Here is a 14801-nt window from a genome sequence, read left to right on the forward strand (position 1 = left end):
TCCATATGAGTCTTTCTAATGTGAGTTTGGTCGCTTTTCATTATAAGTCATATGGGACTTTTTTCATACAGTCAAAAAGCCCTATAATATCTGAATGAGATTTACCCACTACAGATATTATAGAGCCAGTATTTCCTATCAGCTTTCTTTGAAGGCTGTTTTTTTGCTATTGCAAAATTAATACGGGAAATGCAGCAATTAATGCTTTGCTATTAACTGAAGAAAGATACTGTCGGTTAATTAATTTATGGTAAAATAGAGACTATGATAATTTTCGAGAAAGGTTTTTTATGTCTAATAATCTTTTAGTATTGCAGTCAGATTTCGGTCTGGTTGATGGTGCGGTTTCGGCCATGGTTGGTGTGGCTTTGCAAGAAGAGCCCAGGCTTGAAGTTCATCATTTGACGCATGATATCACACCTTACAATACCTTTGAGGCTAGCTATCGTCTTTTTCAGACAGTAGAATATTGGCCTAAGGGAACAACTTTTGTGTCAGTCGTTGATCCAGGTGTTGGGTCAGACCGTAAAAGTGTAGTGGCTTTGACAGAGGGTGATCAATTTATCGTAACACCTGACAATGGAACCTTATCCTACATCAAAAAGCATGTTGGAATTAAGGCGGTTCGTGAAATTTCTGAGGTGGAAAATCGCCGCAGTAATACGGAACTGTCTTACACTTTCCATGGACGTGATGTTTATGCTTACACAGGAGCTAAGCTGGCATCGGGGCATATCAATTTTGAAGAAGTTGGTCCGATCTTGCCAGTAAATTCTATTTTAGAACTGCCGGTTGTTGAGACGATTGTCAAAGATGATCAAGTATGTGGAGCTATTGACATCTTAGATGTTCGTTTTGGTTCGCTGTGGACGTCTATCACTCGTGACGAATTTTACAGCCTGAACCCTAACTTTGGCGATCGTTTTGAGGTGACCATTTTCAATAATGATATGCTGGTCTATCAAAATCAAGTGACTTACGGCAAGTCTTTTGCGGATGTCCGCATTGGTCAGCCTATCGTCTATATTAATTCGCTTTATCGTGTTGGTGTGGCAATTAATCAGGGGTCTTTTGCCAAAGCCTATAATGTTGGTGTCGGTTCTAACTGGCATATTGAAATTAAAAAAATTTAGGAGAAATCATGAACAATAATTCTATTAAAACAGTTGTAGCAACAGGAATCGGAGCCGCCCTCTTTATTATCATTGGAATGTTTGTTAATATTCCTATTTTTGGAAATACCAGTATTCAGCTTCAATATGCAGTACAGGCTCTTTTTTCAGCGATTTATGGTCCTATAGCAGGGTTCTTTATCGGCTTTATTGGCCATGCGCTCAAAGATGGTATTCAGTACGGCAGCATTTCTTGGGCTTGGGTGCTGGGAAGCGGTGTGATTGGTTTGGTTATCGGTCTCTTGCGCAAAAAATTTGACATCTCAAAAGGCAGTTTTTCCCTGTCACATGTGATTTGGTTTAATATTGCGCAAATCCTAGCTCTTCTAATCGCTTATGGCATTATTACTCCTTTGGGGGATAAACTGCAATATGCTCAAGCTTGGTCTTACCTTTATGCCCAAAGCGCTGTAGCAGGGCTTGCGAATGCTTTGACGATTGGTTTTGGCGGTACCATTTTATTGGCGGTCTATGCCAAATCACGTACCCAGTCAGGAAGTCTGTCTAAAGATTAATAATATCAGGCAGCTGCTTATTTAGTAGTAATTTCAAGGTAATAAAGATGAAGGATTACATTAGCTTTAAGGACTTTAGCTTTAAATATGATGCTCAGGCAGAGCCGACTTTAAAGCAACTGTCATTTGATATCGCCAAAGGAGAAAAGGTTCTGATTATTGGCCCTTCTGGCAGTGGCAAGTCAACGATAGGACAATGTCTCAATGGTATTATTCCTAATATCTATGATGGTCAGATTTCTGGCCAGTTGACTATTGGTGCTCAAGAGGTTCTTCAGCAGTCTATTTATGAGAAGTCCCAGTTAGTTTCAACCGTTTTGCAGGATCCAGACGGTCAGTTTATTGGTTTGTCCGTTGCAGAAGATTTAGCCTTTTCTTTGGAAAACGACTGTGCTTCACAGACTGAAATGATTGAGAAAATCAATTTTTGGGCGGATCGTTTAGAGTTGAAAGAGCTTCTTAGCCATCGTCCACAGGATTTGTCAGGTGGACAGAAGCAGCGGGTAAGTTTGGCTGGTGTGCTGATTGATGAGAGTCCCATTTTGCTTTTCGATGAGCCTTTGGCTAATTTAGATCCTAAGTCTGGTCAAGATACCATTGCCATGATTGATGCTATTCATACGGAACTAGGCGCTACAACTATCATCATTGAGCATCGTCTGGAAGATGTTCTTTACAGACCTGTGGATCGTATTTTGCTGATTAATGATGGGAAGCTCCTTTTTGATGGGAAGCCAGATGATCTGCTTGCTGCAACCTTGCTTTTGGAAAATGGCATCCGTGAACCTCTTTATATTACCGCTTTAAGAGAATTGGGGTATGATTTGACAGCTGCGCAGCATTTAGCAGAACTGGATAAATTAGAGCTTTCGGCAGTGGCATTTCCGCAGGCTGCAGTGCCAGCTCAGCCATTACCCAAAGAAACTATCTTAGAGGCCAAAAACTTCAGTTTTGGTTATCAGGAGAACCGTCCTATACTGAAGGATTTATCTTTGTGCCTACATGCAGGAGAGCGTCTGGCTATTGTTGGTAAAAATGGCGCAGGGAAATCAACGCTGGCTAAGGCACTTTGCGGTTTTATTCCCGTTTCGGGTCAGCTGCTTTATAAGGGGCAGGATGTATCCAAAGACAGTATCACTAAGCGGGCTGGCCGTATTGGCTATGTTTTGCAAAATCCCAATCAGATGATTAGTCAGACAATGATTTTTGATGAAGTAGCACTGGGTTTGCGCCTGCGAGGTGTTGACGAATCTGACATTAAACGGCGGGTACATGCAGTGCTTGCGACTTGCGGTCTTTATGCCTTTAGAAAATGGCCTATTTCAGCTTTATCCTTTGGGCAAAAAAAGCGAGTAACCATTGCTTCTATTTTAGTGCTTAATCCTGAGATTATTATCTTGGATGAGCCAACGGCAGGACAGGATAAGAAAACTTACACAGACATTATGACTTTTCTAGATGAGTTACAGGCTGCTGGACATACTATCGTTATGATTACACATGATATGCAGCTTATGATGGAATATTCTGACCGCTGTGTAGTAGTAGCAAAAGGTGAAGTTTTAGCGGATGACAGACCACTCTCTATTTTGTCTCAGCCTGATCTCTTAGCTGCTGCCAATCTTAAGCAGACCTCACTCTTTACACTGGCTGAGAAAATAGGAGTGGATCCTATTAGTCTTACTCAATTTTACATAGACAAAGGAGCTGACCATGACAAATAGATTAATTGGTTATCAGGCAGGAGAAGGTTTCATCTATCAACTGTCGGGTGCCAGTAAAATGATTTTCTTTGTATTGGTTTCTATTGCCTGTATGGCAACCTATGATCCTCGTTTTATTGCGGTTGTAGGTGTCTTGTCTGTCTATCTCTTTTATTTGGCTGGCATTCATTGGCGTGATATTTCCTTTGTTGTCAAGATTGTAGCTGCTATTGCCCTGTTCAACATTCTCATGGTTTATCTTTTTTCACCTTCTTATGGTCAAGAATTATATGGGGCTAAAACGGTTTTATTGAAAGGCTGGGGACGGTTTTACCTAACTAGTCAGGAACTTTTTTATCTGGGAAATCTTTTGCTGAAGTATTTTTCGACGGTTCCTTTGGCTATTCTTTTTTTGATGACAACGCATCCCAGTCAGTTTGCAGCTAGTCTTAATCAGATTGGCTTGCCTTACAGATTTGCCTACTCTGTTAGCTTGACCTTGCGTTATATTCCAGACATTCAGGAAGAATTTTACATGATTAGGATGTCACAGGAAGCGCGCGGATTGGAACTCTCTAAAAAAACAGGGCTATTGACTCGTATTCGCGGTAATCTGCAGATCGTGATTCCTTTGATTTTTTCCTCTTTGGAACGTATTGATACGGTATCAACGGCTATGGAACTGCGCCGTTTTGGGCAGCATAAAAAGCGTACATGGTATACGGCTAAGCCTTTTAGCAAAGCGGATTATTTAACAATTCTCTTAGCCTTGATAATTTTAGCAGGCAGTTTTGGTTTGATTTATGTCAATCAAGGACGGTTTTACAATCCTTGGTCATAAATCTTAATAATGGAAATATTTTTGACTTATTTGACTAGAATGTGAGGAAAATTCATGAAAGAAGTGATTAATCCTGATTTAGCAGCTTACCAGCAGGAACGGCTAGCCGCTTTTATAAAAGATAATCAGAAACGTCAGACTGCAGAAATTGTGGTTGTAGGTGACTCTATTGTCGAATTTTTTTCGCTAAAAAAATATATCAGCAGAGAATATGATTTGGTCAACCGAGGAATCGCAGGAACAGACAGCTTGTGGCTTGAGCAGCATTTGGATGCTCAGCTGCTAAGTTTAAAACCGCAAAAAGCTTTTATTTGGATTGGAACAAATGATTTAGGCCGCGGCTTTGCTGTGCCTGATGTGCTGAATCGCTTTGCTGATATTCTTGGGAAGATTAAGGCAAACAGCTTAGAAACCGAGATTTTCATTCTATCTGTTCTTCCTGTTAATGAAGGAGAGGATTATAAAAGCAAGGTTAAAATTCGTCGTAACAAGGCAATCAAGGTCTTAAACAGTCAGCTCAGGGTATTGGCTGGCGCCGAATTTATTGATCTTTATGATTTGCTTTTAGATGAAACAGGAAATTTAGCACCAGCTTATACAACAGATGGATTGCATCTGACTCAATCAGCTTACAGTCTGATTGGTGAAAAGTTGCGTACGTATCTGTAAAAACAAAAAAGGATAGTATCAGAAAAACAAAGGATTAGCATGGAAATTTTCAGCTAATCTTTTTATAATATCCTTGGAGGTCAAGCTATGAAACTTATTGCAGCAGATATGGATGGAACTTTTTTAGATGAAAAGGGTTCTTATGATCGTGTGCGTTTTGAGCATATTTTGAAACGGCTAGAAGAAGATGAACGTCATTTTGTGGTGGCATCTGGCAATAATATGAGCCGCCTTCGCCTGATTTTTGAAGGGCTAATGGATCGTCTTGATTTTGTGGCGGAAAATGGTGCCCTGGTTATTTCACAAGGGAAAGTTTTAGTAAGAAAATCATTGGCTTTTGAGGATGTTCAAGCTTTTTTGTCTTACTTTGATGGAAAACTGGCCGATTATTGTGTTATCTTGTCTGGGCAGGAATTTAGTTATATGCTCAAAGATGCTCATATGGAGATTAGCAATGACATGATTACTCCAGAGCAGGCCGAAGAATTTTTAAGGAATATCAAACGATTGGATCATTTTGGACAAATCCCAACTGGTGATTCTATTCAAAAGATTACCATGTTGCATTCTGAAGGGGATGATCACGACATTATCGCTGCTTTTAATCAGAACTTTAAAGGCAATCTAAGGGCTATCCCTTCTGGCAATGGAGCTATTGATTTTCTCCAAAACGGTATTCATAAAGCTTGGGGTATCCAGCAACTCTTGTCTTACTACGGTCTTGATAGAAGTCAGCTTATGGCCTTTGGTGATGGCGGAAACGACATAGAAATGCTGCAATTAGCTGAGATGTCGTATGCGATGGAAAATGCTGCGCCTTCTGTAAAAATAGCAGCACGTTACTTGGCACCTAGTCATAGGGAAGCAGGAGTGATGGCAGTTATTGAAAATTATTTGAATAGCGCTGCAATTTCCAAAAACAAAGGATAGTATCAGTTTAGCCTAATATCTTATCGGAAAATAATTTGCAAAAGAATTATACTATAACTAATGATTTTTTAAATGAGGTGAGACTATGACACAAAAACAATTTCCAGAGGGCTTTCTTTGGGGCGGAGCAACAGCAGCCAATCAATATGAAGGCGGCTTTAATGAAGGTGGGCGAGGTTTTGCTACTTCAGATACCGCACGAGCAGTATCACCAGAGGAACGTAAGTCAATGGGCGGAGAGTTCAGCACACCCATGAGCCGTGAAAAACTGGATTTTGCCATGACAGACACTGAGGGACTTTATCCTAAACGCTGGGGATCGGATTTTTATCATCGCTACAAAGAAGATATTGCCTTAATGGCTGAAATGGGATTTAAGACATTCCGTTTGTCTATTGCTTGGCCTCGGATTTTCCCGCAAGGAGATGAAACGGAGCCTAATGAAGCTGGTCTTGCTTTTTACGATAAGGTGTTTGATGAACTCAATAAATATGGGATTGAGCCCTTAGTGACCTTGTCGCATTATGAATTCCCGATTGGTCTGGTCACCAAATATGGCGGCTGGAAGAATCGCAAGGTAGTTGATTTCTTTGTACGCTATGCTAAAACCTGTTTTAAACGTTATAAAGGCAAGGTGAAGTACTGGCTGACATTTAACGAAATCAATATTTTAGGAATGACGGGTTATCTATCAGGCGGTCTGCTTTTTGAAGATGGTAAGCTGCATTTGGATGAAATGTACCAAGCTGTTCACCACCAATTTATCGCGTCAGCATTGGCTACAAAAGCAGCTCATGATATTGATCCTAATAATCAAGTTGGCTGTATGCTGGCTCGTATGGAATCCTATGCTGCCACTTGTGATCCTGATGATGTTATGGAAGCTATTAAAAAGGATCAGTCCAACCTTTTTTACACAGATGTGCAGGTTCGCGGTGAATACCCTTCTTACATGAATCGCTTTTTCAGGGAAAATAAGATTGAGCTAGTTTTTGAACCAGGTGATGAGGCCATCTTAAAACAATACCCTGTGGATTTCCTTAGTTTTTCTTATTATATGACGTCAATTACACGCAGCCCTAAAAATCAGACGGGTCAGGAGACTTCAGGAAATCTTATTCTAGGTGAGGCTAATCCTTATTTGGAGGCTTCTGATTGGGGCTGGCAAATTGATCCTGTCGGCTTGAGAATCACTCTTAACAAACTCTATGACCGTTATCAAGTACCGCTTTTTGTTGTTGAAAATGGTTTGGGTGCTCTTGACAAGGTAGAAGAAGATGGCAGCATTCATGATTCTTATCGTATTGATTATTTAGATAAGCATATTAAACAGATGTACGAAGCTATTGAAGACGGTGTTAAACTCATGGGATATACTATGTGGGGCTGTATTGATCTTGTATCAGCTTCAACGTCAGAAATGTCCAAACGCTATGGCTTTGTTTATGTTGACGCAGATGATCAAGGTAAGGGCAGTTTTGATCGTTCACGAAAAGATAGTTTTTATTGGTATAAGGAGGTTATTGCCAGCAATGGTGCTAACATTCTCCAGTAATTTCAGAACTTTTTAGGTTGATTTTTGAAAATAGCAAAGCGTGTAATTTAGAAAGGATAGGGGATGAAACTATATCTTATGAGACATGGCGAAACCTTGTTTAACACACAAGGGCGTGTGCAAGGCTGGTCAGATTCTCCGCTGACCGAAAAAGGATTGCAGCAGGCCGAAGATGCTAAACGCTATTTTGAAGATGCGGGTATTTGCTTTGAAGCAGTCTTTTCGTCAACTCAAGAACGAGCCACTGATACCGCTAAATTAGTAGCTAAAACAGATCGTGTCAAGCAGTTAAAAGGTATCAAAGAAATGAATTTTGGCAGCTTTGAGGCTCAGCCTGAGCAGCTCCTTCCTAGATTCCGTCAAGGGTCTCGTTCGTTTGAAGATCTTTTGGTTCCCTATGGAGGCGAAGCTATTTCTCAGGTTGGCAAGCGCGTCTTAAAAACAGTTCTGGAAGCTGCAGATGCACTTGATAATGGCAGAGCAAAAAATCTTCTTTTTGTCAGCCATGGAGCGGCACTCTGGGGATTAATCTTGGAATTAGACCTTGTCTTTCCAGAAGGAGTGACCTTTGGAAACTGCGCGATTTGTGAATATGATTATCAAAATGGCCAGCTAACTTTAATTAAGGTCATTGATCCTATTAGTCAGAAAGAAGTTATTTTATGAAAACATTTTATTTGATGCGTCATGGACAAACTCGGTTTAACGAACAGCACCGTATCCAAGGTGTTTGTGATGCTCCTTTGACGGAATTAGGAATCCAGCAGGCTCAGACTGCTGGCGCTTATCTAAAAGCTCAAGGTATTATACCAGATGAACTTTACTGTTCAACGTCAGAACGTGCCAGTGATACTTTAGAACTCGTTACAGGACGCACAGATTATACCCGATTAAAAGGGCTCAAAGAATGGGATTTTGGTGCTTTTGAGGGGCAACCCGAATACCTTAATCCTAAATTACAGCCAAACGGTCTTGGTTATGGGGATTATTTTGCTCAGTTTGGCGGAGAAACCAATGAACAGGTACGCGATCGCATGGAAGCAACTGTTCGTCAGATTTTAGAAAATTCAGCCGAAGGCAGCACTTTACTGGCGGTTAGCCATGGCGGTGCAATGGCCCAGTTTTTCCGCCGTGTCTTGACTCCTGCACCTGATGTGCGCGGCATGAAGAATTGCTGTATCCTTCATTTTACTTATGAAGATGGTATTTTTGATTTGCTTTCTATTTATAATCCCGTTGAAGAAACTTATGTTTATCAGAGGTGATTAGAATTTTAAGCACACAAACCAGCGTCCGTCAGCAAATGACGGACGCTGGTTTATTTTTACACTAAAAATTAGTCAGTTATTGTTAATTCATTGAAATAAGAAATGAGTTTCTTAGTGTTTTCAGACAAAAAAGCATTTTTTCGGTAAACATAGGAAATATAAAAGAACAGCTGTTCTTCTTTTTTTAGAGGAATCATTATCAAATTTTCTCCGAGTTTTGTTGCGGCTTCTGTTAACAGGGAAATGCCTAAATTTTGACGAATCATGCTTTCAATAACAAACATGTCATCGATTTTAAAATATGCTTTGGCTTGATAATGGTGTCTTTTATTTAAAGCGTTAAAAGCTTTTAAATGGACATTATGTTCATCTAATAAAATAAATTTTTCGTCCAAGAGTTCTGAAAAGCTGAGCTCTTTTTTATTGGCTAAAGGGTGAGCTTTTGATAATAGAATTCCAAAGGGAGATTGCTTCAGCAGACATGTTTTTAAGCGATCATCGGAAAAAGGAGTTAAACTTCCAATCAGACTAACGTCCAATTCGCCATTGTACATCATAGTAAGAAGATCAGAGGATCCTGCCCGCAGGGTCTGGATCTTAGGGAGAAGATTAAGGTTTTCAAGATTTTTTACCATATCTACCATGAGGTAAGCGCTGATAATAGGAGGCATACCTAGTTTGATTTTTTCCTGATCTAATTGCTGAACTTCAAGTTTGGTAATTTCCAATAAATCTTGAATTTCACAAGCACGTTTTGCAAGAGCTTCTCCAGCCTGAGTTAAAAGAACGTGTCGTTTTCCCAATGATTTATCTGTCAGATCGACTGTCAGCTCTTCTTCCAGCCGTTTGACTGCATAAGTTACAGTTGGCTGTGAGATCTCAAAGTCCTGTGCCACTTGCGTATAGGATTTGGACTCAGCCAGAGCCTTAAAATAAATCAAATCTTGAAATTTCATAAGCAGCCTCCTTTTATAAATAATATTTATTATAAAATAATGATTTGACTATAACAAGTCCAAAAGTCTAAAATTAAAAAGTGGTTATGATAGGGCTTACATTTCTTCTTAACTACATGACCCAAGAGCCTATTCTAGATTAAAGCTCCAGATTTTTTATAAGAAGTAGAAAGGACATTATGAAAGATAAACTTTGGAATACCAAAATTTCTGGTATCAGTTTACCGCTTTATACAGTACTCATGATTATTTTAATTGTGACGCTTTTAATAGGTAAACTGCCAGAAAATATGGTTGGTATCACACTTTTATTAGTTTTGCTGGGACACCTTTTCTATTATATTGGAGAACATCTTCCTATTTTTCGCTCTTATTTGGGAGGTGGATCAGTATTCACTATTTTAGGTGCAACCGTGCTTGCTGCAACAGGATTAATTCCGTCTAATATTGTTAAAGCAACAGATACTTTTATGAATGACACAGGCTTTCTGGATTTTTACATAGCCGCTTTGATTTGCGGGGCTATCCTAGGCATGAACCGAAAATTATTGGTTAAAGCATCAGCCCGTTTTATTCCGGTCTCTTTGTTAACAATGGTTATCGGATTTTTTTCCGTTGGACTAGTCGGCATGCTTCTTGGACAGGGATTTGGCCATTCCGTTCTTTATGTTTCGATGCCTTTAATGGCAGGAGGCATGGGAGCAGGAATCGTACCGCTGTCAGAAATTTACCATCAAGGCTTGGCTGGCTCTACCCAGGCAGCAGTCTTTTCTCAATTAGCACCTGCAACGACATTGGGTAATATTATGGCTATTATTGGGGCAGCTTTAATTGCCCGTATTGGTGCTAATACTAAATACGATGGCCATGGTGTTTTAATTCCTGTCAGTAAGGATGAGATGCCTAAAACGAGTGATAAATTAGATGTTAGCGGAATCGGCGTTGGTTTAATGTTTTCTTTCTCTCTCTTTTTAGTTGGTACTTGTCTTAATGCTATTTTCCCGCAGATTCATAGTTATGCTTTTTTGATAATTCTTGTCTTTGTTTTAAAAGCGTTCAGTCTGCTTCCTCAGGCGCTTGAGGATGCGGTCGTTATGTTTAATAAGGTTGTCATGGGAAACCTGACACACGCCATTTTGGCTGGTATTGGTTTGGCAATGATTGACCTAACGACCCTAACCAGTGCTTTGACTTGGAAATTTATCATTTTGTGCTTGACTAGCGTTGTATCTATGGGACTTGCCAGTGCTTTACTTGGTAAATTGGCAGGAATGTATCCTGTAGAAACAGCCATTGGATCAGGTATGATTGAAAATAGTATGGGCGGTACAGGAAATATAGCTGTGCTATCAGCCTCTAACCGTCTGGAAATGATAGCCTTTGCTCAAATGGCTAATCGCTTAGGTGGTGCTATTGTATTGATTTTGGGCGGTATTCTCATACGGCTTTTGAGTTAATGAGTTAGTAACACTTTTAAATAATGATTATTATGGAGGAACAATTATGACAACAGAAGATGTAAGACAACTGGCACTGGAACAAGCACGTGCAAACGGGGGAAAATTGTCTGTTACCCCTAAAGTAGAAATTAATGACCGCAGAGATTTAAGTATTGCCTATACACCTGGTGTGGCTGCTGTTTCATCAGCAATCGCAGAGGATAAATCTTTGGCACGGGTTTTAACGACCAAGAAAAATACGGTAGCAGTTGTCAGTGACGGAACAGCAGTATTAGGTCTTGGTGATATAGGAGCAGAGGCTGCCATGCCTGTTATGGAAGGAAAAGCTGCTCTCTTTAAACGATTTGCAGATATTGATTCTATCCCTATCGTTTTAGATACAAAGGATACAGAAGAAATTATCAGCATTGTTAAAGCCATTGCTCCAACCTTTGGCGGTATCAATTTAGAAGATATTAGCGCGCCGCGCTGTTTTGAAATTGAAAGCCGCTTGATTAAAGAATGCAATATTCCTGTTTTCCATGATGATCAGCACGGAACTGCTATTGTAGTTCTGGCCGCTCTCTTTAATGCCCTTAAATTGGCTGGCAAGAGTTTAGAAGAGGCACGTATTGTTATCAATGGCGGCGGTTCGGCAGGCTTATCCATCTGTAAAAAATTCCTTTTGGCAGGAGCGCAGCATATCACTGTGGTAGATCGTTTCGGAATTATCACAGAAGGAGATGTAACCCTTCAGCCTCATCATGCAGAAATTGCCAAAGTGACAAACCGTGAGAAACTCACTGGAACTTTGGAAGATGCCCTTAAAGGTGCAGATGTTTTTGTTGGGGTGTCAGCACCAGGTGTGTTGAAACCTGAATTTATCAAAGAAATGGCAGAAAAACCAATTATCTTTGCTATGGCAAATCCTACGCCTGAAATCTTCCCAGATGAAGCTTTGGAAGCAGGAGCTTATATTGTTGGAACTGGCCGCAGCGACTTCCCTAACCAAATCAATAATGTTTTAGCCTTCCCTGGAATTTTCCGTGGAGCATTGGATGCGAAAGCCACTACCATTACAACTGATATGCAAATTGCAGCAGCAAGAGGTATTGCCAGTCTAATCCCAGATGAAGAACTGACAACGACAAATATCATTCCAGATGCTTTTGAAGAAGGCGTTGCAATGGTTGTTGCTAAGGCAGTCATGGATGCAGTGTAAGAAAGCCTGTCTGTGATGAGATTCATAGTTCAATAGAAATTTAAACAGCGTTCGCCAGTCGGAGGATTTAGCAAAGGCTTGGCGGTCGCTTTTTGTTTTTTAAGTTATTAATGGATAGTGGACAGTGATAGACGGAAATCTTTCTCTTAAAAATCGTGCTATAGTATCAGAAGTCTTTGCCATAAGACAAGATTTTTTAAGGTTTTTGTATTATTCTATAACAAAATAAAACATTAAGAGGTTTGATATGACAACATTAAAAGCATTTCCAGAAGGATTTTTGTGGGGCGGTGCCACAGCAGCTAATCAGTGCGAAGGGGCATATGATGCTGACGGCCGCGGTCTGGCAAACGTTGATGTGGTACCGATTGGCAAGGATCGTTTTCCAATTATTGCTGGACAAAAGAAAATGTTTGACTTTGAAGAAGGTTATTTTTATCCAGCCAAGGAATCTATTGATTTCTACCATCATTACAAGGAGGACATTGCTCTTTTGGCTGAAATGGGCTTTAAGACCTTTCGCATGTCTATTGCTTGGACACGCATTTTTCCGAAAGGTGACGAGCTAGAGCCAAATGAAGCAGGACTGCAATTTTACGAAAACGTCTTTAAGGAATGCCGTAAATATGGTATTGAGCCTTTGGTAACCATCACGCATTTTGATTGTCCGATGTATCTGATTGAGCATTATGGCGGCTGGCGCAATCGTGAAATGATTACTTTCTATGAACGTTTGGTGCGCACGTTATTCACGCGCTACAAAGGTTTGGTCAAATACTGGCTGACTTTCAATGAAATTAACATGATTTTACATGCACCGTTTATGGGAGCAGGGCTTTATTTTGAAGACGGCGAAAATGTTGAGCAAGTCAAATACCAATCAGCCCACCATGAATTGGTAGCGTCAGCTTTGGCAACTAAAATTGCGCACGAAATTGACCCTGAAAATAAGGTTGGCTGTATGCTGGCAGCGGGACAATATTATCCAAATACCTGCAATCCAGCTGACTATTGGCAAGCCATGAATGAAGATCGTGAAAATTATTTCTTCATTGACGTGCAGGCGCGTGGAGAATACCCAAATTATGCCAAGAAGAAGTTTGAACGCCGTGGCCTCAACATTGAGATGACCGAGGAAGATTTAGCGCTTCTTAAGGAAAATACGGTTGACTTTGTCTCCTTCTCATATTATTCAAGTCGCGTAGCTTCTGCTGATCCGAAAGCTAACGAAGAAACACAAGGCAATATCTTTGCCTCCCTTAAAAATCCTTACCTAGCTTCCTCTGAATGGGGCTGGCAAATTGATCCGCTCGGGCTTCGTATTACCCTAAATGCCATTTGGGACAGATACCAAAAACCAATGTTCATCGTGGAAAATGGTCTGGGTGCCGTTGACACACCAGATGAGAATGGCTATGTCGCAGACGATTACCGCATTGATTACCTGCGTGAGCATGTCAAGACCATGAACGCTGCTATTAACGAAGATGGCGTTGAATTGCTTGGTTACACGACTTGGGGCTGTATTGACCTCGTCTCTGCTGGTACAGGTGAGATGAAGAAGCGTTACGGTTTCATCTACGTTGATCGTGACAATGATGGTAAGGGCACTCTCAAACGCTCTAAAAAGAAATCCTTTGACTGGTACAAGAAGGTCATTGCCTCAAATGGAACAGATATTGATTAAATTTGAGGGCTTGCAAGAGTTTTCTTAGAAAGGAATTAGCTATGGAAGATTACAAGGTTAATTATAAGGGGCTGACAATTTATGGTCAGTTATATAAACCACTTGATTTTGATAAAAAGAGCCAATATCCAACGGTTATCCTCTCACATGGCTTTGGCTCTAACCATGAAACATTAACCGATACGGCAGTGGTTCTCGCTGAGAATGGTTTTGTAGCTTACGCTTATGACTTTTGCGGCGGCGGAGCCAAGAGCCGCAGCAGCCTTAGCTTTGAAGAAATGTCTGTTTTAACAGAATATGCAGACCTTGAAGCGGTATTAGCACATTTTGAGAAGCTGTCTTGGGTTGATGAAAAGAGCCTGTTCTTATTAGGAAAGAGTCAGGGAGGATTTGTATCGGCTCATGTCGCAGCCAATTATCCTGAAAAAGTAGCAGGCTTGGTGCTTTATTATCCCGCCTTTGTCTTGCAAGATGATGCCAAAGAACGGATGGCAAAAACTGATTATGCTCCCAATAATGATTATGTTATGGGAATAAAGCTTGGTGAAAAGTATTCCAGTGATGCGGTGAGTTTTGATATTTATGACGTGATTCCAGCCTATAAGGGGCCTGTTCTTATTATTCACGGAGACAAAGATCCGATTGTTCCCCTATCTTATTCAGAGCGTGCTCAGCAGGTCTATGAAAATGCGGAGCTGGTTGTCATTCCTGAAGCAGGACATGGCTTTACAAAGGATGAAGGAAAGTTGGCTGATCGTAAAAGCTCTGCTTTTTTCAGAAAAAATTCTAAGAGATGTTAAGAACCAGAATATTAGTGTATAATAGTTACACTAGTATTTTTTTG

The 14801-nt window shown here is 40.4% G+C and carries 14 protein-coding genes; 13 read left to right on the plus strand and 1 reads right to left on the minus strand.

What is annotated here, in order from left to right; genetic code table 11:
* Positions 1-290 precede the first annotated feature (290 nt).
* The 9 genes from ACVRZ8_RS00005 (at position 291) to ACVRZ8_RS00045 (ending at position 8650) form a co-directional block, all read left to right on the plus strand.
* The gene (locus ACVRZ8_RS00005; protein ID WP_447447163.1) at positions 291-1133 is read left to right on the plus strand and encodes an SAM hydrolase/SAM-dependent halogenase family protein; all 843 of its coding nucleotides are present in this window, start codon (positions 291-293) and stop codon (positions 1131-1133) included.
* Between the two features lie 8 nt (positions 1134-1141).
* On the plus strand, positions 1142-1687 hold the full coding sequence (locus ACVRZ8_RS00010; RefSeq protein ID WP_447447165.1) for an ECF-type riboflavin transporter substrate-binding protein: 546 nt from the start codon (positions 1142-1144) through the stop codon (positions 1685-1687).
* A 47-nt stretch (positions 1688-1734) separates the two neighbouring features.
* Positions 1735-3411, plus strand: coding sequence for an ABC transporter ATP-binding protein (locus ACVRZ8_RS00015; protein WP_447447167.1), 1677 nt, complete (start codon positions 1735-1737; stop codon positions 3409-3411).
* Positions 3401-4231, plus strand: coding sequence for an energy-coupling factor transporter transmembrane component T family protein (locus ACVRZ8_RS00020; protein WP_447447169.1), 831 nt, complete (start codon positions 3401-3403; stop codon positions 4229-4231). The genes ACVRZ8_RS00015 and ACVRZ8_RS00020 overlap by 11 nt, the downstream gene beginning before the upstream one ends.
* 54 nt (positions 4232-4285) lie before the next feature.
* A complete protein-coding gene (locus ACVRZ8_RS00025; protein ID WP_447447171.1) occupies positions 4286-4900 on the plus strand; it encodes an SGNH/GDSL hydrolase family protein in 615 nt (204 codons plus the stop codon).
* Positions 4901-4987: 87 nt separating this feature from the next.
* On the plus strand, positions 4988-5830 hold the full coding sequence (locus ACVRZ8_RS00030) for a Cof-type HAD-IIB family hydrolase (RefSeq protein WP_447447172.1): 843 nt from the start codon (positions 4988-4990) through the stop codon (positions 5828-5830).
* A gap of 85 nt (positions 5831-5915) precedes the next feature.
* On the plus strand, positions 5916-7385 hold the full coding sequence (locus ACVRZ8_RS00035) for a glycoside hydrolase family 1 protein (protein ID WP_447447174.1): 1470 nt from the start codon (positions 5916-5918) through the stop codon (positions 7383-7385).
* Between the two features lie 63 nt (positions 7386-7448).
* Positions 7449-8051 (plus strand): histidine phosphatase family protein, encoded by a 603-nt coding sequence (locus tag ACVRZ8_RS00040; RefSeq protein ID WP_447447176.1) that lies wholly within the window; start codon positions 7449-7451, stop codon positions 8049-8051.
* A complete protein-coding gene (locus ACVRZ8_RS00045) occupies positions 8048-8650 on the plus strand; it encodes a histidine phosphatase family protein (protein ID WP_447447178.1) in 603 nt (200 codons plus the stop codon). The genes ACVRZ8_RS00040 and ACVRZ8_RS00045 overlap by 4 nt, the downstream gene beginning before the upstream one ends.
* 71 nt (positions 8651-8721) lie before the next feature.
* Here ACVRZ8_RS00045 and ACVRZ8_RS00050 read toward each other — a convergent pair whose 3' ends face one another.
* The gene (locus tag ACVRZ8_RS00050) at positions 8722-9609 is read right to left on the minus strand and encodes a LysR family transcriptional regulator (protein ID WP_447447179.1); all 888 of its coding nucleotides are present in this window, start codon (positions 9607-9609) and stop codon (positions 8722-8724) included.
* Between the two features lie 179 nt (positions 9610-9788).
* Here ACVRZ8_RS00050 and ACVRZ8_RS00055 point away from each other — a divergent pair, with 179 nt between their 5' ends.
* From ACVRZ8_RS00055 to ACVRZ8_RS00070, 4 genes are all read left to right on the plus strand, one after another.
* On the plus strand, positions 9789-11066 hold the full coding sequence (locus ACVRZ8_RS00055; RefSeq protein ID WP_447447181.1) for a 2-hydroxycarboxylate transporter family protein: 1278 nt from the start codon (positions 9789-9791) through the stop codon (positions 11064-11066).
* A 46-nt stretch (positions 11067-11112) separates the two neighbouring features.
* On the plus strand, positions 11113-12270 hold the full coding sequence (locus tag ACVRZ8_RS00060; protein WP_447447182.1) for an NAD(P)-dependent malic enzyme: 1158 nt from the start codon (positions 11113-11115) through the stop codon (positions 12268-12270).
* Positions 12271-12517: 247 nt separating this feature from the next.
* The gene (locus ACVRZ8_RS00065; protein ID WP_447447184.1) at positions 12518-13957 is read left to right on the plus strand and encodes a 6-phospho-beta-glucosidase; all 1440 of its coding nucleotides are present in this window, start codon (positions 12518-12520) and stop codon (positions 13955-13957) included.
* A 41-nt stretch (positions 13958-13998) separates the two neighbouring features.
* Entirely contained in the window at positions 13999-14757 is a 759-nt protein-coding gene (locus ACVRZ8_RS00070; protein ID WP_447447186.1) for an alpha/beta hydrolase family protein, read from the plus strand.
* Positions 14758-14801 lie beyond the last annotated feature (44 nt).

This window comes from Streptococcus dentiloxodontae, assembly GCF_053206925.1.

Bases quoted from the DNA above. Each gene is read 5' to 3' on its own strand.
- ACVRZ8_RS00005 (WP_447447163.1), top strand. From the start codon at position 291: ATGTCTAATAATCTTTTAGTATTGCAGTCAGATTTCGGTCTGGTTGAT.
- ACVRZ8_RS00010 (WP_447447165.1), top strand. From the start codon at position 1,142: ATGAACAATAATTCTATTAAAACAGTTGTAGCAACAGGAATCGGAGCC.
- ACVRZ8_RS00015 (WP_447447167.1), top strand. From the start codon at position 1,735: ATGAAGGATTACATTAGCTTTAAGGACTTTAGCTTTAAATATGATGCT.
- ACVRZ8_RS00020 (WP_447447169.1), top strand. From the start codon at position 3,401: ATGACAAATAGATTAATTGGTTATCAGGCAGGAGAAGGTTTCATCTAT.
- ACVRZ8_RS00025 (WP_447447171.1), top strand. From the start codon at position 4,286: ATGAAAGAAGTGATTAATCCTGATTTAGCAGCTTACCAGCAGGAACGG.
- ACVRZ8_RS00030 (WP_447447172.1), top strand. From the start codon at position 4,988: ATGAAACTTATTGCAGCAGATATGGATGGAACTTTTTTAGATGAAAAG.
- ACVRZ8_RS00035 (WP_447447174.1), top strand. From the start codon at position 5,916: ATGACACAAAAACAATTTCCAGAGGGCTTTCTTTGGGGCGGAGCAACA.
- ACVRZ8_RS00040 (WP_447447176.1), top strand. From the start codon at position 7,449: ATGAAACTATATCTTATGAGACATGGCGAAACCTTGTTTAACACACAA.
- ACVRZ8_RS00045 (WP_447447178.1), top strand. From the start codon at position 8,048: ATGAAAACATTTTATTTGATGCGTCATGGACAAACTCGGTTTAACGAA.
- ACVRZ8_RS00050 (WP_447447179.1), bottom strand. From the start codon at position 9,609: ATGAAATTTCAAGATTTGATTTATTTTAAGGCTCTGGCTGAGTCCAAA.
- ACVRZ8_RS00055 (WP_447447181.1), top strand. From the start codon at position 9,789: ATGAAAGATAAACTTTGGAATACCAAAATTTCTGGTATCAGTTTACCG.
- ACVRZ8_RS00060 (WP_447447182.1), top strand. From the start codon at position 11,113: ATGACAACAGAAGATGTAAGACAACTGGCACTGGAACAAGCACGTGCA.
- ACVRZ8_RS00065 (WP_447447184.1), top strand. From the start codon at position 12,518: ATGACAACATTAAAAGCATTTCCAGAAGGATTTTTGTGGGGCGGTGCC.
- ACVRZ8_RS00070 (WP_447447186.1), top strand. From the start codon at position 13,999: ATGGAAGATTACAAGGTTAATTATAAGGGGCTGACAATTTATGGTCAG.